Source organism: Paenibacillus solanacearum (genome assembly GCF_910593845.1).
Lineage (GTDB): Bacteria > Bacillota > Bacilli > Paenibacillales > NBRC-103111 > Paenibacillus_G > Paenibacillus_G solanacearum.
The window spans coordinates 25164-45212 of record NZ_CAJVAS010000005.1 but is presented as its reverse complement, the minus strand read 5'-3'; the positions used below and the strand labels follow the sequence as shown (position 1 = coordinate 45212).

The window sequence follows — 20049 nt, the reverse complement described above, 5'->3', positions numbered from 1 at the left end:
TCGGATGAAGCTGACCAGAAGAGACTTTCTGATCAAAGGTTCTGCGCTGCTGGCAACGCTGGGGCTCGGCGGGCCAATGATTTTTGCTGCGAACGGCTCGGTCCTGAAGGCGCAGGGCACGGATGAGGCGGGGCCGGAATCTCCCGTTCTTGTCGTCATCCAGCTTTCGGGAGGCAACGACGGCATCAATACGTTGATTCCTTACGGGATGGGCGGGTACTTCGATGCCCGCCCGACGCTGAAGATTACGGAGCAGCAGGTGCTTGCCCTGAACAACGAAGTCGGGCTGCACCCTAGTCTTGCGAATATGCACAGCTATTTCAACGACGGCAAGCTGGCGATCGTCCAAGGCGTCGGTTATCCGAAGCCGGATCGCTCCCATTTCCGGTCGATGGACATATGGCAAACGGCCGAGCCCGAGAAGATGGCGAGCACGGGCTGGCTGGGACGGTATGCGGAGTCGTCGCTCCTTGCGGTCAACAATCCGCTCAAGACACTGCAGATCGGCAATAGCGCCAATAAAGCGTTCATGTCGCCAAAAGTGAACGTGCCGGTCATTCAGTCGCTGGAGACATACAATTTCGTCGATCCGAAGACGCCGAAAGCAGACCAGAACCGGATTGCCAAAGCGTTCATGGATATGTACGACCCGCAGCGGCAAGGCACCGTCATTCGCGTCACATGCGATCACGGCAAAGAAGCGTACGAGAGCGTGGAAGCCGTGCATTCGCTCGTGAACGCCTATCAGGCGAAGATCGAGTATCCGAAGACGGGGATCGCCAAAGACCTGCAGCTCGTCGTCAAAATGCTCTCGGGCAATTCCGGCACCCGCGTATTTTACTTGCAGCTCGGCGGATTCGACGATCATATTCAGGAGAAGGAGCAGCACGCCGTGTTGCTGAAGCAGCTGGATCAGGCGCTGGGCGCCTTTTACCAGGACCTGGAGGTACAAGGTCTGGAGAACCGCGTCGTCACGATGGCGTTCTCCGAGTTCGGCCGGCGCGTCAAGGAGAACGGCACGGGCGGAACGGATCATGGCACGGCTGCGCCGGTGTTTGTGCTTGGCGGCAAAGTAAAGGGCGGGCTGTACGGCGTCATGCCGAGCTTGACGAACCTGGACAGCAACGGCGACTTGAAGTATGAGGTCGATTTTCGCTCGATCTATTATACGGTTCTCGACCGGTGGCTGCAGGGCGACGCGCAGAGCGTGCTCGGCAAGTCGTACGAGAGGATTGCTTTCATATAAAAGCGTAAGCAAAGGACCTGGCGGAAATCATTCCGTCAGGTTTATTTTTTTGCCGCACGAATGGATGACTGACGTGTTGAAGAAATGGCGCAGCACAGTATTCAGCAGCATCGATGCATAGCGGCATACGGCGACGGTTATGTGTGACTGTTCTGGTAAGATGCGGACCGCACATGCGGCTTTCTCAGGGCGCAAAAAGATCGTCTGGAGGCGGTGCAATACGTTGCGTAAAAGACTCATCATGAAGCCGAGGCACGGAGGAGATGGAGGATGTCGATTACGATTGTTACATTTCAGAGAACCTGCTGCATATCATTGACGTAAGAGTGCGGCGAACCTATAAGATCGAGTAACCGTTCGGCGTGGAATAGGCCGTGCCGCTGAGCGCGAAGTGCGTCGGTTTCTCGCAACCGGCGGCGAACACTTCGCCCAAAGTAACCTTCGCATCGAGGCTTAACGCTTTGACGATGACTATAATATCGATTTCTCGAGTGGAAGTCGTGAGGCGGGATGGTTTCATCTCCATAAATAAAATCACTCCTATGTATTACTAAATATTACTTTAATTAAAATTATAAGGCTCGCCACATGATGATTTTGTCAAAGTTTGTAGATGAAATATTAAACCTTCTTGATAAAAGGGGGTAAATTATAAAATTGATTCTAAAGTAACCTTTTTTATGACACGGTAGGACATAGGTAGTAGAATGGAATGAAAAAAACATCGTGAATATACCAACTATCGAATTATTTTTACAAAAATAATAGTTTAAAACGAAAAGCTAACCTATTATTGGTACATTTTGTATATAAAATCTATTGACAATCGTATGTATATGATACAAAATGTAACTGTAATGGTAATAAAGAGACAACGATGCGAACAAAGGAGCAAACATCCGTAGCCGCGCGAAATAAAAAAAGGTACTTGACCGTCAAATGATTCAATGGTCAAATACCGAATGCAGCAAAAGTAAGCATGCAAATCGTTAATTTTTATTAATGGAACGCTCAGCCCGGACGAACGCGATGAAACGCTTGGCCTCTTCGACGCTAAGCTTCTTACCGTCAATCATCAACGAAAACTTTTCCATAATTTTCTCGTCGGACAGCTCCAGACTATCCACAAATTCGCGTACTTCTTCATCGAGTACCATATGCGGATCTTCTGTTCTGCCGATCAGATAATCAATTGACACATGAAATAGATTTGCAATCTTAACAATCGTCTCGTAGTCCGGCGCTCTTCGGTTATTCTCGTAATGCGATAACGAAGCACGGCTAATACCGAGTTTGTTAGACAAATCCTCTTGTGTCATCGATAGTTTCTCTCTTAAAGAAGCAATCCGCTCCCCATAATTCATGTTATCGTACCTCCGTTAAGACCATACATATGTAGCCTGAAATGTTCACTGTATATTACAAAACAGACAGCCTGAAAAAGAATGCAAAAACATGCAGTTTCGGATACGAAATGTATCTTATTTCGATGTTCACCGTGCAGAATTGACTTTAAATTTACATTATGTATCTTTGGTTTTATTTTACCTAAAAAATTGATTTATGGGAAGATGTCAAATGAAACAATATTTAATATCACCCGAACAAATCCTGGTACTTAAGCAGGTATCCGGGTACGCATGCAAGATGTTCATCGAGCTTCCCGACGACAACCGTAAAATGTCCAAGCCCGCTCTTGTCGAATGGGAATGCCTGGATCGCGATCTATTGACATTCCGCTCGCAGCTAGAACTTCCGCTTTCCTCCCGATATCGTTTGCTATTTCGTATCGAGATGGACGGAACTTTTGTCGCGTTCCACGGAAGCATACAGAGCCGGCAGACCGGTCAAGGCGATTATACATACGGCGTCAAGATCGGCATGACGGATAGAGCGCGCACGCTGCTCTATTATACGGTCAATGAGCTGCTCAAACGGTCCGATCCGGTGTTATCCCGCAAACATAGCAGCTATGGATCTCTTTATTATTGTCGACCGAGAATCAATTTTTTAACCTAGCGGAATGGACTTCGTTATACGACAATCATCGCCCCCGATGTCTAAGAACATTCATTCGCTTCGTTAAAGCTAAAGTAAAATTAAGTAAAAATAAATAAAAAAAACGGAAAAAATGGGAAAAATACAATTGACAGGATACATTATGTATCATAAAGTTAATGATAGAATCGCAACACGGAAACTAGATTGTTAGTTAAAAGACCTTTACTGGGGGCCTCGATACATGACCATTTCGAATGACAATCAAAGTAAAATTCAGCTCGATATCCAAAAAATATTTGCGCAATTGAATATTCAAGCGAATAAATACAATTCACTCGATCATTTTTTGTCTCCCAACCGAAACGATCCGTCCCGGTCCGACCGGTCCGACGATTCTTCCGATGACTTGCGTTAACCTAAGCCTCAGAAAAGAAAGCGCTTTTTTATCGCTTGATTGATACATAATGTTTCGAAAAAAATATAAGTTCATGTTCTTTATAAAGCGTTACACTCCATGCCCAAATCGAAAAGAGAGGTTATCGCGCATGATGATTGGAAAGCGGATCCAAACGTACCGTAAACAAAAGAGACTTTCTCTCAATGAGCTCGCCCGAAGAGCCGGCGTTGCCAAATCGTACCTCAGTTCCATCGAACGCAATATTCAAAGCAACCCCTCGTTTGAATTTATCCGGAAAATTTCGGAGGTGCTGGGGGTGAAGGTCGAGGCGTTAATCAAGGACGATTTGCCGGAGGAATTGACCCCTTCGGAGCGAGAGTGGATTCATTTGTCCCGCGAATTCAAGCGTCAAGGGATCAGTATTGATATGGTCAAGCAGTTCGTTGAACATTATTCGGCCAATGCCGCCACGATGCAGCAGCAAATGTAAATGAACATAATATAAGCTGACCCCTGGGAGAAGGAATGCTTGGGGGTCAGCTTATTGTTTGAGGGAAGGTTAGGAGCGCATCCCGGCCGTCGGACGAATCAATGTCTCCCAGTCCAGGTCCGTAGGGTTGCGCTTCCGAAACGACTTCCTCGGTTCAGTCGGGTGGCGGGATTAGGATTTCGATGCGAAACGCTCGCTAATGCTCCACCTATACAATACGTGCGTCATGGCACAATGACAATTAAGGATACGATCGATCCGATGAGCGGTGAAGGGAGGGGGCCTTCAACGATCGCTATTGCGGTGAAGAGTTCGTTAATTTTTTGCTAATGATCGGATGCCCGCTATCGTTTAATTTCTGAATTTATGTGGTGTTCCAAGTAATTGCCGACGTTGAAGCTCACTCCGGGAACAATTATATGGTAAGGATATAGATTCTGCTAATAATTTGGTCACCCGTCTCCGTTGAATATGACGGTCACTCTTATGCCATAATCAATGCGGTCTAGTCTGGATACCCCACCGCTTAGGAAGCATCCGATCAAGGCGCGTCATAAATCGCTTGTTGAAAGGCCTGTCTGAAAATTACCGGATGGCGACCGTCAATCGATCCGAACCCTTCGGGAATATACTGTTTTGTAGTTAAAATCATTGACATGATACGTATTGTATCGTAAATTTGAAGGTAGAAGGAATGGCCGCTATTTTTTTTGCTGAAGGAGGGCGCGATATTTGCGTCTGTTTGCGTATTACAATATGCATTCGTTCAAGGACGCGTAAAGCTAAAATATTCGTTTAAATACTGTTTAATACTGCAACGTTAAATTAATGGGACCATTGAAGTGAGGGAGATCATGAGAAAATTAGCTATCTATTTCTCAATTATTGTCGTTCTGTTCATTAGCGGATATCTCATCAATCAGCACACGACCCAAGCGAAATATGCGAAATATGCAAACAACGTATACGGAATATCCCCGGAGAATTTAAACCCGGAGTCGTTGAAATTGCTTGATGACCCGAACTATCAGAACATTATTTTGCCTGTGGAGCTTGACCAGAAAATTGCGAATAAAGAAAATTTTTTTCTTTATTATTTTGGTTCGACTTGCCCGCATTGCAGGGCTACATCACCGATTCTTATGCCGCTGGCCAAAGAAATGAATGTGACGTTAAGACAATTCAATCTAGACGAATTTAAGGATGGATGGGAACATTACAAAATCAGAGGTACTCCCACGGTTATTTATTACAAAGCAGGCATAGAAGTTGAACGACTGGAAGGGGAACAATCAAAAGAAGCTTTTAAGAATTTTATGGCGAAATACAAGCAATGAGGGAAAAGCGATGCTCGTCATGAAATGATTCATTCGGATTGCGATAATTTGTATTATTTTTTGTGATCTATTTACACCTAAAGGAGTGCATTCAAGCTATGAGTTCGTCGGATAGTAACGTGGGAAGCATGGATAACGTGTCTATTTACCCTCTGCATTACGCTGATTTGCAAGTCCGCTACTTAATAGTGAAAAGAATGATGGACGTAATCGGCGCCGGGATAGGAATTATTTTGTTGCTGCCTTTTTTATTTATTATCGGATGTTTAATAAAGCTGGAAGATCCGAGAGGGCCGATTTTTTTCAAACAGACACGCGTTGGAAAAAACGGAAAACCATTCGGGATGTATAAATTCCGTTCCATGGTGAACAACGCTGAACAGTTGTTGCCAAGCCTCCTAGAACAAAATGAAATTGCAGGGGCGATGTTCAAGATCAAAAACGATCCCCGTATAACCCGGGTCGGACGCTGGATTCGGAAGACGAGCATCGATGAACTTCCACAATTGTGGAACGTATTAAATGGCGAGATGAGCCTCGTTGGGCCGAGGCCTCCACTTCCTCGGGAAGTACACGAATATTCGGAATATGATAAGCTTCGTTTGTTAGTTACACCGGGATGCACCGGCATATGGCAGGTTAGCGGCAGGAGCAACGTCGGATTCCGCGAAATGGTAGAGATGGATTTGAAATATATAATGGAGCGAACGCTTCTTATGGACATCAAGATTATATTAAAGACCATTATCGTTATGTTGAAATCTAAAGATGCATATTAAGCAAGACATACGAAAGATGCCAAAAGACTATTGACTAAGCACCCATTCGCTCGTATTGATACAAATTGTATTGATAAATCGTCAGCTTAGAAGGAGCTGTGAAATGAAAAAAAAAACCATTGCTATCGTTGCTCATGACGCAGGGGGATTGGGTGGAATGGAAGTTCACCTCAATGAAATGATTATGCGTCTTAAGGAAGACTACCAGGTAACGGTGGTCGCCTCCACCCTGAATATAACAAATCCGGAAGGCATCACATTTATCAAAATACCCGTTGTAACAAGGCCGGTTCCTGTAAAAATGATTTTGTTTGCTATTCTGGCTAGTCTAAGGCTTTTGTTCGTCAAGCGGCACATTCTTCATACGACAGGTGCAATTGTATTCAATCGGGCGGATTTTTCAACCGTACATTTTTGCCACTCCGGTTACTTGAAAGCAACCGGGGATTCGCGGGCGAAGGGCGAAGTATCACGACTGCGAAAGTTAAATAGCAGAGCGGCATCGTTTATTGCTCGTACGATGGAGCGCATCGTTTATCGTCCAAGCCGGACCCGAAAGTTGCTCGCAGTTTCCAATCGGGTTCGGAAAGAAATATTGGAAGACTTTCCGTATACGTACGAGCAGGTAGGCCATCTTCCGAACGGCGTAAATATTCAAAAATTCATTCCTCATAACGCCGGTGCCAAGAAAGATCTTCGAAAGCAATATGGAGTTTCGGAGGAAGGAACGGTTCTTCTATTTATGGGCGGGGATTGGCCGCTGAAAGGACTAGATTTGGCCATAAAGGCGTTTAATCAGATCGCGGGCCGCATTCCGGGTCTGTACTTGCTTGTTGTCGGCAAAGGAGATCAGGAGGCGTATCAAAAGTTGGTTTCTCCGGAATTTCAAGGACGTGTCCGATTTGCCGGCAAACAGCCAGAACCTCATCATTGGTTTGGGATGAGCGACATCTTCGTATTTCCATCGAGTTATGAAACGTTCTCATTGGTAGTGCACGAAGCCGCTGCGGCAGGTCTGGTGGTTGTTTCCACTAAGGTTGGAGGGGTAGAAGATTTAATTACTCATCACGTAAATGGGCTTCTTGTAAACCGCAATGCCGATGAAATCGCTTCGACACTAATAGATGTATTAAGCGATATGGAACGCTATCGCGTCTATGGGAAACGGGCAAGGATACAGGTCGAAGAATTGACATGGGATAACATGTACCGGGAGTTATTGGGGCATTACGATCTGAGCGAGCAACGACATAAAGAAAGGGGTATCGTGGTGCGTATTTGAGCGAAAGTAACTGTGCCCGCAACTGAAGAAATAAGCAAGGTTAGAAAGAAGGGATGGATCGTATGAGAATATTGGCGGTTAGTCATCCGTGCGTAACGGATGTGAATCAGCAGTTTTATGCAGAGCTCGAAGCTTTAGGGCATCAAGTACAGCTCATTTTGCCGGCAAATTTTCGTACAGGTTACTCTAATGGGGCTATTCAGGTCAATCGGTGGGCCGGGTTTCAAGGGGGGATCGAGACACGAAAAGTAGGATTTCCGGAAAGTATTCCGCTCCATTATTATCAATCCGATATGCGACCGCTGATTGTCAAATTTCGTCCCGATGTGCTCTTTGTGGAGGAAGAGCCTTACGCTTTAAGCGCTTGGCAGGCGTTCTATGCCTCCCGAAATTTACCGATGATGCGGATGATCTACTCAGCACAAAATATTAATAAACAGTATCCCCCGCCATTTCGTTGGATGGAACGGTATGTATTATCCCGTACCGATGCAGCTGCTGTAGTTAGCAGCGAAGTAGGCAGTGTCTTGAGACAAAAGCGGTACCAGGGAGCTCTTTTTCCGTTCCCACTTGGAGTGGATACAAGGCAGTTCCAACCTTCGGCAATTGAAAGAGCTACAATCCGGAAGCTCATTGGAGCGGAAGACCATTTCGTGGTCGGTTATGTGGGTCGTTTCGTGGAGGAGAAGGGGGTTCGGCACTTGTTGGAAGCGGTTAAAATGCTTGATGATGCTCGAATGAAGTTTGTCTTCGTTGGCAACGGTGATTTGATGGAAGAGGTGCGCAAGACGCAGGCGCAGTTTCCAGAGCATGTTTGGATCGCCGATCAAATAAAACATAATGAGGTTCATCAATGGATGAACACGCTGGATATCCTGGTGCTGCCCTCGCTGACAAAGCCAAACTGGAAAGAACAGTTCGGCAGGGTCATTATCGAGTCGATGGCGTGCGGAGTTCCCGTACTAGGCAGCGATAGCGGTGAGATTCCCAAACTGATCCGTCAAACTGGGGGAGGCTGGATATGCCGGGAAGGCGATACCGAGGATTTAGCAGCAGCCTTACTCCGCCTTGCGGCCGATGTAACCGAGCGCAGGCATAAAGCGGAAATTGGGTTAAAAAGCGTGCAAAGCAGTTATAGCAAGCAGATGATGGCCAAGACCTTCGAACAGGAGATCGTCGATTTTAAAAAATCAAACCATGCGAAGAGAGATGCCAATTGAAATGCGACCAAATTTACTTATCATACAAGGCTATCCTCTTGACGGAGTTTGGACTTGTGTAGGAAAGGACGGAATTCATACCAATGAAATTGGGGAAGCGAATTTCCGAGCTGCGGGAGCAACGGAGAATTACGCAGGGCGAACTGGCCCGAATAATTGGAGTAACACGAGCAGCCCTTTCTCATTATGAGAATGATCGCAGACAACCGGATTATGATACCCTCATGAAGCTGGCCAAATACTTCTCTGTCAGTGTAGAATATGTTATTGAAGGAAATGAAGATGGGTCTCAGATTCAAGGAAAAGCATGAAGGCCGACAGGGCACAAGACATTTACGTGACCCTGTTTTATTTCGAATACGCTGATACAAACTGTATCATTAGTGGTATAATGAGTTTGCTAGATACGTGATTTCGGAATTACAAATCATTGAGAAGGTGTGGTATGTGGCATCCGATAAACTATAAATATTGAGCCATGTTGCCGAAGGGGGGGACCGAGGGGGATGTGGTCTATTAAGTTAAAGTATTGGCTCTATAAAGAGGAGGGTGGACAAGGTTGAAAGGAATAATTTTAGCAGGTGGAAGTGGGACCCGCCTTTATCCATTAACTATGGTTACAAGTAAACAGCTACTGCCTGTTTATGATAAACCAATGATATATTATCCCTTATCTACATTAATGCTTGCGGGAATAAGAGACATATTAGTTATATCTACACCGGATGATACACCGCGTTTTGAGGCCTTATTGGGAGATGGTTCTCAGTTTGGGGTTTCACTCCAATATAAAATTCAATCAAAGCCAGAAGGCTTAGCCCAAGCCTTTCTTATCGGAGAAGAATTTATCGAAAAGCAATCGGTTGCAATGATATTAGGTGACAATATTTATTATGGGAATGGAATGAGAAGAATCCTTCAACGTGCTGCGCAAAAGGAATGGGGGGCTACCGTATTTGGTTATCATGTCCCGGATCCGGAACGATTCGGCGTTGTAGAGTTCAATGCGACTGGCAAGGTTATAAGTATTGAGGAAAAGCCTGTTCGTCCTAAATCAAATTACGCGGTGACAGGCTTATACTTTTATGATAACAGAGTTGTAGAGATCGCGAAAAATATCAAGCCATCTAAACGAGGTGAATTAGAGATCACCTGCGTTAACGAACAATATTTGTTGATGGGTGAGCTCGAAGTGGAGCTTCTAGGTCGCGGATACACATGGCTGGACACAGGAACTCACCAAAGTTTGGTAGATGCCACGAATTTTGTACGTACTGTCGAAGAACATCAAGGAATCAAAATAGCTGCTCCGGAAGAAGTCGCTTATATTAATGGATGGATCAGAAAGGAACAATTAATAGAATCGGGAAAACGGTCGTCGAAAACCGGATATGGCCAATATCTGCTGAGGGTGGCAAACGGGGATATTAAATATTAGCATGAGGTGTGGTTATGAATGTCATCGAAACCTTTTTACAGGGTGTAAAGATTATTGAACCGGATGTATATGGAGACAAGCGTGGTTGGTTTATGGAAACTTACAGTGATAAGAAGTATAAAGAAGCCGGAATCGGATTTAATTTTGTTCAGGATAACCAGTCTTTTTCGGCTATAAGAGGAACTTTGCGAGGTGTGCATTATCAGTTGCATCCAAAGCCGCAAACGAAGCTCGTTCGATGTACGCGAGGTGTCATCTTCGATGTTGCAGTAGATATTCGGCAAGGGAGTCCGAGCTTCGGCCGCTGGGTTGGAATTGAATTGAGTGCAGATAACAAGAAGCAATTGCTCATTCCGTCGGGCTTTGCACATGGGTTTATTACCTTGGCAGATAATACGGAGGTACAGTATAAGGTCGATGAGATATATTCTCCAGATCTAGACCGTGGTATTATTTGGAACGATCGTACCATTGGAATTGATTGGCCATTAGAAGTCCCGCCTATTCTTTCTGAGAAAGATAGGAAAGCGCCGCGATTAGCGGATGCTGAAAATAACTTCATATATGGAGATTAACTAATGAAAATTTTAGTGACCGGATACACCGGGCAACTCGGATTTGATGTAGTTCGTGAAGGATTAATACGCGGATTCGACATGAACGGAATTGGTTCCAAAGACTTGGACATTATTAATGAACAAGAGGTTTACAGCTTTGTTAATAGGATGCGTCCGGATGCGATCATTCATTGTGGCGCTTATACGGCGGTCGACAGGGCCGAAGAGGACCGACGAACTTGCTGGAATGTCAATGTGGAAGGTACAAAGTATCTGGCATTAGCGGCCAAGAATGTACGTGCAAAATTTATGTATATGAGTACGGATTATGTTTTTGATGGAAAAAGCGAAACGCCGTACAAAGAATCAGATATGCCCACTCCTATTAACTATTACGGGTTAACAAAGTATGAAGGAGAGAAAGTTGTAGAGTCTCTACTGACTAATTATTTTATTGTAAGAATCTCGTGGGTATTCGGCATGAATGGAAACAATTTTGTTAAGAACATGCTTAGGCTGTCTGAAAGTCATGATGAAATCAATGTGGTCGGAGATCAGTTCGGCTCCCCAACATATACATGTGATTTGGCCAGATTGTTAATTGATATGATCCAAGGAGATAAGTTTGGGCTATATCACGTCACTAACGAAGGGTACTGCAGCTGGGCAGAATTCGCCTCCGAAATCTATAGGCTGTCCAACAAAACAGTGAAAGTAAATGCAATTTCAACGGAACAATACCCAACTAGGGCCGCACGTCCCAAAAATTCCCGTTTGTCAAAGCAATTGCTGGTTGACAACGGATTTAAGCTGCTACCACGTTGGCAGGATGCTTTGAAACAATTTATCAGTGAATTATCCCAAGAGGTGAAATAGATGACACGGGCAAAAATTCTCGTTACTGGCGGAGCGGGGTTTATCGGAGGCAACTTCGTTCAATACATGGTACAGCGCCACCCTGAGTATGAAATATGCAATTTAGATTCGCTGACCTATGCGGGTGAATTAAGCAAACATCGCAATATAGAGAGGATGGGGAATTATCGTTTTATAAAAGCAGACATTACAGAACGAGAGACTATCCTATCCATTTTCGACAAAGAAAGGTTTGAATTTATCGTACATTTTGCTGCAGAAAGTCATGTGGACCGTTCAATATTGGACCCGGGCATTTTTGTTCGTACGAATGTAATGGGAACGCAGATTCTGTTAGAGGCAGCAAAGAAGTATCGTGTTGCGAAATTTGTCCATGTTTCAACGGACGAAGTATACGGGGAACTTACTTTCGACCCGACCACATTTTTTACGGAAGAAACTCCATTGCGTCCGAATAGTCCGTATAGCGCGAGTAAAGCGGCATCGGACTTATTAGTTCGTGCGTATCATGAAACATTCGGTTTGCCAGTGAACATTACCCGCTGCTCGAATAATTACGGCCCATAATCATTTTCCAGAGAAGCTGATTCCACTGACCATTACAAGTATATTATCCGGCCGTAAGGTGCCTGTATATGGCGACGGTCAAAATATTCGTGATTGGCTACATGTAAGTGATCATTGTTCAGCTATCGATTTAGTGCTTCATGAAGGGGCAAATGGCGAGGTCTATAACATTGGAGGGCATAATGAAAGAACTAATCTGGATGTGGTAAAAACGATTGTTCATCAATTAGGAAGATCCGAAGATGCAATACAATTTATCGCAGATCGTCCAGGGCATGACAAGCGGTACGCGATTGATCCTTCCAAAATCGATAAATTAGGGTGGAAGGCAGCTTATACATTCGAGACGGGAATTGCGCAAACAATTGAATGGTATCTCGATCATCGAGAATGGTGGGAACATATATTGAATGGTTATTCTAGTGTAGTCGATAAGGAGGGGGAATTTTATGGGTCAAAAGGGACTTCTAACCAGTGTGATCATACCGACATACAACCGTTCTTGGGGGCTTGTGAATGCGATCAATAGTGTTCTTTCGCAAACTTATGGCAATTTTGAGCTTGTTATTGTGGATGATCAAAGCGACGATGATACAACCGAGGTCATACAACGATACAACGACCCCCGAATCAAATATTTTAGAAATGAAACAAGGCTTGGCATGGTAGGAAATTGGGGGAAAGGACTGAATTTAGCCAGGGGAGAGCTGTTTAGTTTTCTTATGGATGACGACCAGTTACGTCCCGATTTTTTGTCACATCGTGTTGAAATAATGGCCAGTGATCCTTCCATCGTCGTGACTTTTTCGAACTACGAAAGAATAGATCGGGAAGGAAATCCGTTAGGTGCAAACCAGAAGGAAATGGAAAAGATCGTTATGGATTCGTACGGCCTTCTACGAGCGGCAATCTCCAGAATGTGGTTCGTCGGAGCCTCGGTCTATAGAACTTCCTTGGTAAAGAATTGTTGGGATGCTGTAAAAAATGATGATCTTGTTCTTGATTTTAGTTTAAACATCCAATTATCTTTAATAAAGCATACTAAGGGTGTCTACCTTCCCGACAAAGATTTTCTGATGATGGAGCATCCGGGGCAAAATAGCAAAGCAAAGCTAGGCAAAGTTCTTGAACAGACAGAGGGTGTTCTTAAGAGAATGTGTCTAGATCCGAATGTTCCTTACAAAGAAAAGAAGCTGATGAAGCAAGAACTAGCGAACTGGCGGGTACTTTGGGGGAGAGAAATGTTGAAACACGGGGATAAAGCCGGAGCGCAAAAAAAGCTTTGGAAAGCTATTCAAACGTCCCCGTCTTTAATCTATGCATGGAAAACATTGGTGAAGTCTTTTATAAGCTGAAAATTATACTAATAAAGTTCCCGAAGGGACGTTTGCAAAATGGAAACTAGTAGATCGATTCAAAAATACGAATAAAGATGTAGGTGTTACTTGACTGCGGATTCCATGCTGTATTTCCATCGAAAAGGAATAGGATTGGCTGTTTTTTTCTTCGGTGGTAAGATCAAAATCAAAGAAGACATCTACCCCATTTTTTTGAGGGAGATGTCTTCTTTTTTAGGTCTTATTCACGTGGAAGTCACCCTTAAATTTCAATCCGTTAGGATTCCTGTAGAGCGTTAATTTTGCGCTTTGCACAAAAACGAGCGACTCCGGTACGATGGTGTTAGTCACGGGTCATAGCCCTTTAGCCATCTTAAGGAGGTCGCTCTATCTTGAAGTTTAAAGCTCAAACCAAACAAAATCAACTACTCGAACACATTTCAACCCAGCACCTTGTCGTCGGCATCGACATTGCCCAGCAGTCCCATGTCGCTCGCGCAGTTAACTTCCGTGGGATCCTGCTTGGGACTCCCTTTCACTTCTCTAACGACGATGCCGGCTTCACTCAACTGCTGCAGTGGATGAAAGATCTGCAGGAGACGCACCAACTTAACGACACCATCATCGGCATGGAACCAACCGGCCACTACTGGCTCAGCCTCGCTGCCTGGCTCAAAGATCGGAACCTCGAGGTCGTGTTGGTAAATCCTCATCTTGTCAAAAAGAACAAGGAAAACCTCGACAATACGCCCTCCAAAAGCGACATCAAAGATGCCTTTGTTATCGCCGACATGGTCAAAAACGGCTACTACACCTTCATCAAAGAAACCAGTGAAATGTTCATGGAACTGCGTGTGTTTATGGCAAACCGGGAGACCATTGTCCATCGTCTCGTCAGCGTCAAGAACCAGATTCACCGCTGGATCGACATTGTGTTCCCGGAGCTGCGGCAGGTATACAAGCACCTCATTGGCTCCGGATCGCTAGCCACACTACGCCTCTTTCCTACGCCTGCCGATCTTCAAAAGCTCACCGTCCGCCAGGTCATCGACGGCTGGAAAACGGTCATGAAACGGCACAGCGGTGAACGGAGAGCTTCCGAACTGCTGGCACTGGCAAGGTGTTCAGTCGGTGCCAAGCATGCTGAAAAAGCCTACAAACTTCATCTGCAACAGCTGCTTGCCGAATATGATCTGGCTATGGAGCAGTTGCAAGTCATCGAGAATGAAGTGGCGGCTGCACTGGCTCGGATCCCGCTGGCTAGGCCCCTGCTGGCGATGAAAGGCATGAGCACTCTGTCGGTCGCCGGCATACTAGGTGAAGCTGGCGATCTCAGCGGCTATGCACATGGTAATGCTTTGCTGCGGCATGCCGGCCTCAATCTGGCTGAAGCGAGCTCAGGCAAGTGGAAAGGCCAGATGTCGATCAGCAAACGGGGCCGACCCAGACTTCGGCATGTCCTGTTTATGGCAACCATGGCCCTCATCTTGAATGATGAAGCATTTAAACGACAGCACGAATTGAATGTAAAGACGAAAAGCATGAAGCCGATGCGCTCCGTGATGAAGCTTTGCGGCAAGCTGGCTCGCCTCCTGGTTACCATGGCACAAAGCGGTGAAGGCTACGAACCGAATCGAACCCTTCCAATGAAGCAAACAGCTTAACCGCTTCTCGATCAGCACGAAAACTGGCTTATTCGCAGGATCTCAAGATTGCACGGAGTACCGCATTGCGTTGAACAAAAGGGCCCAGACCCGTACCGTTAGGATAACCGGCCTCCACCCACGGGATAGGCGTAACGGAGGAATGAAAGGGCATTGACCCGTTGAGCAATGGGAGTGAAAGCCTCCGGCGGTACGTGGAGCAGCGTGCAGCAGCACAACAAAAAAGGAGCGAAATCTCGCCCCTTCTGTTCCCGCATGCCTTTCGGTTGCCGAATACGCCGGTCCAAGTCTCTCATGTCCAGAAAACGATTTATCCATGGGTGAGATCCTGCGAATAAGCGAGCATGCGTGAGAAAACTACATTGTACTGAGGGAGTTTCAATATTCGCTTGAGATTCACTGCAAATATGGCCATTGCTCCTTGCAATTGCATGCCAAGCAGACCCGAGGATGTGGCGACTTCGTACCCGTGTCCATGTTTGAGTTCGCTGTTCTTTGCTTCAATTTTGTAGCGTTCCTTGGCCTTTGTTTTGAAATACTCCGTTTCTTGGAATGTCATTTGTTCGGAATGTTCATCAGATGCAATGGTCACGGAGTAGGTCTTGCTCTTGGCCCCTTCTTTGTAGCAGCCTTCATTCAGCGGACAATGCTTGCATGTTTCAACGTCAAAATAATAGGTATCTCTCTGGTTTTTGCCGCGATCTTTCTTGCCTTGGCGTGCCTTTCGGAATGCCATATGACCCGCTTTGCATACGTACATACCTGCACCTTTGTTGAAAAGGAACTCGTCTTCTTTCTGTCGGGTGCCCTGTGTGATGTTGGGATTAAGCTTGGATACAAGTTCGATCTCGTTCTTTTTCGCGTACGAAATGTTATCCTTCTCGGAATATGCGGTATCGCCAATTACAGTTTTGACCTGCATGCCTGCCGCTTTGCTTTTTTCGACTAGCGTCTCCAGTTGCTTACCATCATTCTTCTCGCCTGTTGTAATCACAGCTGCCGTAATGATTCGTTCTTCGGTCATGGCCAAATGTGTCTTGTAGCCAAAGAAAGCGGAGTCCGCACTCTTGTGTCCCACGCGTACATCGGGGTCGGCTGCCAGACGAAGCTGTTCCAAATCATCCTCGAACGTCTCCTTTAACAGGTTCAACGGTTCCGAAATCTTCGGTACTTGTGCAATTCCCGACTCCGTCTCGATGAAGGTAATGAGTCTTTGGCAGTACGCGATTTCTTCCTGCAGCTCATCGCTCGTGTTTTTAACGGGCATGCGAACTTTAACCGACTCATCCATGGAGTAAACGGCCTTCCGCAGCTTCCGTGCACGATCTTGCAGAATTTCCCGCGGCGACTTCTGGTTATATCGCGCTTTCGAATGCGTAGCATCCACAATAACAGAGTTGCTCTTCAGGATTTCCTTCTCAATGGCGAGGGCTACTGTCTTCCCGATGAGCATGTCCAACAGGTTGATGTCTTTCAACCGCAGTTTGCGGAATTTCGTCAGGGAGCTCGCATCGATTACCGGGTCTTCCGGTGCCATGCCAAGGAAGTATTTGAACGACAGGTCATACTTAGAGCGCTCGACAATGTCTACATCTGAAAGTTCAAAGATGGCTTTCAGCAGGAGATATTTAAACATGCGAATGGGGTCAATGGCATTACGTCCATTGTCCAAACAATATTTTGCTTCCAGTTCCTCATATATGAAGGTGAAGTCCACCAGTTCGTTGATTTGACGGAGCATGTTATCCTTCGGCACGACGATGTCATACAGTGCCGCGTAAGGACTTAGAACCAAGGTTTGTTGTTGCCGAATCATCCGCTCTCACCCGCTTTTCGTGATGACTCCATTATACGCCAAAAAAGGTACAGCCTCTTCAACTTTCTTGAAGGACTGTACCCTTTTCGTATGAATGGATTTTTTCAGTGGCATCCTCGAAGAGCAAGCGGTATTTTATTGAAAGTAGATTACGGCCAGAGTACTCCTCGGGTATCGTAATTCCATTGGGGGAATCGTATGATAATTCCTTCGCTTTCATATTCCATTTTGACGCCTTCACCGCTTTTCAAATTGGGCAAGTTGAGAACGCCGGCGAGATTTCCCGTAACATTTGCGACCAATTGATTTTTGCCTTTGTTGTCGGGAGCGACAATTTCTCGCGTTTGGCTTGCACTGGCCCAGTAAAGGGAAACATTATGCGGAAAAGCATAGTCATTGGAGTATCTTAAATCTAGTTCATACGGCTTTCCGGCTTCTAGCTGAATAGAACCACTAGCCGGTATAATACTGCACGATTGAATGATGTTTTTTCCATCAATATAGAGTCCAAGCCTACAACTATCTGAATCGATTAAGAACGTGTAATTCTCCGTATATTTAGGCACAATAGTCCCCGTCCATCTCCACGAACCCTTGCTATTAGCCATTTCACCTGATTCTTTAGTAATATTAATTAATTGTACTTCCCGTGAAGAAATCGGGGGTTTGTCAAACTGATTAAGAGGAAAGCTTTCTTCCTTAAATGTTCCAGTTGATCGTATGGGATACGGGCCCCAACTGATCGAGACTTTACCCGATAAGTTAGGAATAAACGAAAATATGGCCTTACCGGATGACTTTACTAATTGCGGTCTCGTAATAAGCGGGCCTGTTCCTTCTTCTTCGATCATTAAGAATCTAGGATAGTCCATTGTTTCCAACGTCACTGTAATCGTTGTAGGCGTGGTTCTTACAAGTGGCACGTTAATGTTCATATTGGTTAACGGATCGTATGCATATACCTTCACATTCTTTCCTCTAATATTAGACAAGGTCATTTCAAATTGTTCCGGAGGCATGTCGTATCTGGCCGGATCCAGAATATCTTTCGTGCTATCCCAGGTTTTCGTCATGTCCCTGGTGATGACGTAATATCCAACGGCAAACTTATTGGAATCCAACTGATAAGGAAGTAAGGTGAAATCGTCACGTTGATAAACATCGGGGTGTTCGGGCGTGCCATCGCCTTTAAAGACGAGTCGCGGCTCAGGCTCATTTAGGCTTTCTACCTTTAACGGACGTGTAAGCTCAATGGATTTCCCGGTTTTCATCAATTGGACAACATTCGAAAGAGCTTTGAGGCTGGGACCTGCTTTTTCCCGAACGGAAGGCGTCAAATTATAATTATTTTTCCGAAGTTCCTCGAAAAAGGCGCTTGGAAGTACGCCAAAAGTCAGATCTCCATCCTTCGCTGCAAAAATTTCTGCTGCTTTAATCCCTTTATGGCTATAAAAGGTGTAAATTCGCATCATGGATTTCATTCCCATTCGATGCATAACATTGATTAGGTTCTCGTTCTTCATATCCACGTTTGTTGCAGTCATCAAATTTTGTGCGAAGGGGAGTCGGAATAAATTAGTTTCCGTCATCCATACTTCGGATGGTTTGCCATTCCCTGGATTGGAATACCGATGGTGTATGCTCCAGGGACCGGGAAATGGCTGAAGATCGCGAACGACAAATTCGGTTTGATAGGCGTAAAACCAGCGTTCCGGAAAATAAATATCATGATCGGGAACGTAGAATTCTTTGTCAAGAGTGCCTGTAGCTCCGAAGGTTGGTTTATTAGGGAATGTCGTTTCATTAACGACGGAATTGCTCGTATAGTAGTGACGGCTAAAACCTGCCTGCCCCGGCAATATGGAACTGCCGTTCTCCCAAGGCCTCTGGTTCGAAAAGCCGCTGATTACATGGACACCGGGCAGCTTATTCTCCGAACGCGCTACATAATCTGCAGTAGCGAGCAGCAGGACTTCATAATCGGTTACCGTTCCGCCGTTGCTCGTATAGCTAAGCGGTTTTGAGAAGGATAGCGGCGGGTTGTAATAGTTGTTAATGTTCAAAAAATGGCTTCCGAATGTAAGTTCATTCCACACTTCCAAATCGAAACCGGCATCGGAGGCATTGTTTGTACCAAGTACGTCTTTAACAAAGTCGGTAACGGTTTTCACATAGTTGTTCCACCCATTTAAGGTTTCTTCGGCGGCTGGGTTCATCGAACCATCGGTAAATTGAGTACCGGATATAGGTTGATATTTCAGTTCAATCAACCTGAGTTTCCCTTGTGGCAAATCCTTTGGCAATGGAACGGAAAGTTCAGAGCGGCCCGTTACGGAATCCACTTGAGTGATCACGGGATACATCGTTTGATAGGCCATACCCATCAATCCTGTGTATTTGGGGCGAATTCCGGCGGTTGACTGGAGATATATAACTGTATCGCCAGCTTTGGCACTTTTGCTAAGCGTAACTTCAAATTGTTTATTTGGGACGGGGCTACCGGAGTTAGCGTTTAGCAGAATCAGCGGACGAATATTGTTGTCGCGCAGCGCGGTAAGCATTCTGTTAAAATTTTGTTTCTGTTGAGCAACAAATTGCGAATCATCTTCGAAAGAAAGATGCCCCCAGCCGATTTCGACCCTTGCGGAACGGATTCCTGCCTCCGCGAGCACCTTGGCGGTTGCCTCCGCCTCTTGGGGGGCCACATTAAAATTAATGCCTAACGTTTCGAGAAAGCGTCCCGAATCCCATGTATCCATATAGGAACGCCAAGGGGCGCTGTAGAACGATCGGGTGCCAAACGGCACTTCCTGCTGCTTCCAATCTACATAAGGCCGTTCCAAGACCGCGGCCTGCGCTAGCGGAGTTGGGTGATTGTAAAGTATCCCGACGCCAGGTAAGCAGGTGCCTAACATCAAAACAATGGTCAAGAGTAATGGTGTAAAACGTTTCATTTTGTAACCTCCTGCTAAATATTTTGAAGTCAGAGCAGCTTGCATATTGACATGATACACTTTGTATTCTAAAGTAAAGATGTGTTGT

18 protein-coding genes and 1 pseudogene are annotated in these 20049 nt (G+C 45.5%); 15 read left to right on the top strand and 4 right to left on the bottom strand.

Annotated features, from left to right (window positions below; all coding sequences use genetic code 11):
• Window positions 1-4 precede the first annotated feature (4 nt).
• On the top strand, window positions 5-1246 hold the full coding sequence (locus KXG62_RS07925) for a DUF1501 domain-containing protein (RefSeq protein ID WP_218091409.1): 1242 nt from the start codon (window positions 5-7) through the stop codon (window positions 1244-1246).
• A 337-nt stretch (window positions 1247-1583) separates the two neighbouring features.
• On the opposite strand, the gene KXG62_RS07920 is transcribed toward KXG62_RS07925, so the two are convergent.
• Together KXG62_RS07920 and KXG62_RS07915 are read right to left on the bottom strand one after the other, a co-directional pair.
• Window positions 1584-1772 (bottom strand): hypothetical protein, encoded by a 189-nt coding sequence (locus KXG62_RS07920; protein ID WP_218091408.1) that lies wholly within the window; start codon window positions 1770-1772, stop codon window positions 1584-1586.
• A gap of 463 nt (window positions 1773-2235) precedes the next feature.
• Window positions 2236-2610: a helix-turn-helix domain-containing protein gene (locus tag KXG62_RS07915; protein WP_218091407.1), complete on the bottom strand. Its 375-nt coding sequence runs from the start codon at window positions 2608-2610 to the stop codon at window positions 2236-2238.
• 214 nt (window positions 2611-2824) lie between these two features.
• Here KXG62_RS07915 and KXG62_RS07910 point away from each other — a divergent pair, with 214 nt between their 5' ends.
• The 14 genes and pseudogenes from KXG62_RS07910 (at window position 2825) to KXG62_RS07845 (ending at window position 15191) form a co-directional block, all read left to right on the top strand.
• Window positions 2825-3265 carry a hypothetical protein gene (locus tag KXG62_RS07910; protein ID WP_218091406.1) on the top strand — a complete coding sequence of 147 codons (441 nt, stop codon included), beginning with the start codon at window positions 2825-2827 and terminating at the stop codon, window positions 3263-3265.
• Window positions 3266-3488: 223 nt separating this feature from the next.
• A complete protein-coding gene (locus KXG62_RS07905; RefSeq protein ID WP_218091405.1) occupies window positions 3489-3662 on the top strand; it encodes a hypothetical protein in 174 nt (57 codons plus the stop codon).
• 133 nt (window positions 3663-3795) lie between these two features.
• A complete protein-coding gene (locus KXG62_RS07900; RefSeq protein ID WP_218091596.1) occupies window positions 3796-4134 on the top strand; it encodes a helix-turn-helix domain-containing protein in 339 nt (112 codons plus the stop codon).
• Window positions 4135-4988: 854 nt separating this feature from the next.
• Complete coding sequence (locus KXG62_RS07895) at window positions 4989-5471, top strand: thioredoxin family protein (protein ID WP_218091404.1); 483 nt, start codon at window positions 4989-4991, stop codon at window positions 5469-5471.
• A gap of 98 nt (window positions 5472-5569) precedes the next feature.
• On the top strand, window positions 5570-6250 hold the full coding sequence (locus tag KXG62_RS07890; RefSeq protein WP_218091403.1) for a sugar transferase: 681 nt from the start codon (window positions 5570-5572) through the stop codon (window positions 6248-6250).
• 103 nt (window positions 6251-6353) lie between these two features.
• Entirely contained in the window at window positions 6354-7532 is a 1179-nt protein-coding gene (locus tag KXG62_RS07885; protein ID WP_218091402.1) for a glycosyltransferase family 4 protein, read from the top strand.
• 62 nt (window positions 7533-7594) lie between these two features.
• The gene (locus tag KXG62_RS07880; RefSeq protein ID WP_218091401.1) at window positions 7595-8752 is read left to right on the top strand and encodes a glycosyltransferase; all 1158 of its coding nucleotides are present in this window, start codon (window positions 7595-7597) and stop codon (window positions 8750-8752) included.
• A gap of 83 nt (window positions 8753-8835) precedes the next feature.
• The gene (locus KXG62_RS07875; RefSeq protein ID WP_218091400.1) at window positions 8836-9063 is read left to right on the top strand and encodes a helix-turn-helix domain-containing protein; all 228 of its coding nucleotides are present in this window, start codon (window positions 8836-8838) and stop codon (window positions 9061-9063) included.
• 248 nt (window positions 9064-9311) lie between these two features.
• Entirely contained in the window at window positions 9312-10190 is an 879-nt protein-coding gene (gene rfbA, locus KXG62_RS07870) for a glucose-1-phosphate thymidylyltransferase RfbA (RefSeq protein ID WP_218091399.1), read from the top strand.
• Window positions 10191-10204: 14 nt separating this feature from the next.
• Window positions 10205-10765 carry a dTDP-4-dehydrorhamnose 3,5-epimerase gene (gene rfbC / locus KXG62_RS07865; RefSeq protein WP_218091398.1) on the top strand — a complete coding sequence of 187 codons (561 nt, stop codon included), beginning with the start codon at window positions 10205-10207 and terminating at the stop codon, window positions 10763-10765.
• 3 nt (window positions 10766-10768) lie between these two features.
• On the top strand, window positions 10769-11623 hold the full coding sequence (gene rfbD, locus KXG62_RS07860; RefSeq protein WP_218091397.1) for a dTDP-4-dehydrorhamnose reductase: 855 nt from the start codon (window positions 10769-10771) through the stop codon (window positions 11621-11623).
• Window positions 11624-12605 (top strand): annotated as a pseudogene (gene rfbB / locus KXG62_RS07855) (dTDP-glucose 4,6-dehydratase); the annotation flags it as partial.
• A gap of 34 nt (window positions 12606-12639) precedes the next feature.
• Window positions 12640-13545 carry a glycosyltransferase family 2 protein gene (locus KXG62_RS07850; RefSeq protein WP_218091396.1) on the top strand — a complete coding sequence of 302 codons (906 nt, stop codon included), beginning with the start codon at window positions 12640-12642 and terminating at the stop codon, window positions 13543-13545.
• Between the two features lie 374 nt (window positions 13546-13919).
• Complete coding sequence (locus KXG62_RS07845) at window positions 13920-15191, top strand: IS110 family RNA-guided transposase (protein ID WP_218091395.1); 1272 nt, start codon at window positions 13920-13922, stop codon at window positions 15189-15191.
• A gap of 310 nt (window positions 15192-15501) precedes the next feature.
• Here KXG62_RS07845 and KXG62_RS07840 read toward each other — a convergent pair whose 3' ends face one another.
• Both KXG62_RS07840 and KXG62_RS07835 read right to left on the bottom strand, forming a co-directional pair.
• The gene (locus KXG62_RS07840; protein ID WP_218091394.1) at window positions 15502-17007 is read right to left on the bottom strand and encodes an IS1182 family transposase; all 1506 of its coding nucleotides are present in this window, start codon (window positions 17005-17007) and stop codon (window positions 15502-15504) included.
• A gap of 149 nt (window positions 17008-17156) precedes the next feature.
• Window positions 17157-19961 (bottom strand): PA14 domain-containing protein, encoded by a 2805-nt coding sequence (locus KXG62_RS07835; protein ID WP_218091393.1) that lies wholly within the window; start codon window positions 19959-19961, stop codon window positions 17157-17159.
• Between the last annotated feature and the right edge of the window lie 88 nt (window positions 19962-20049).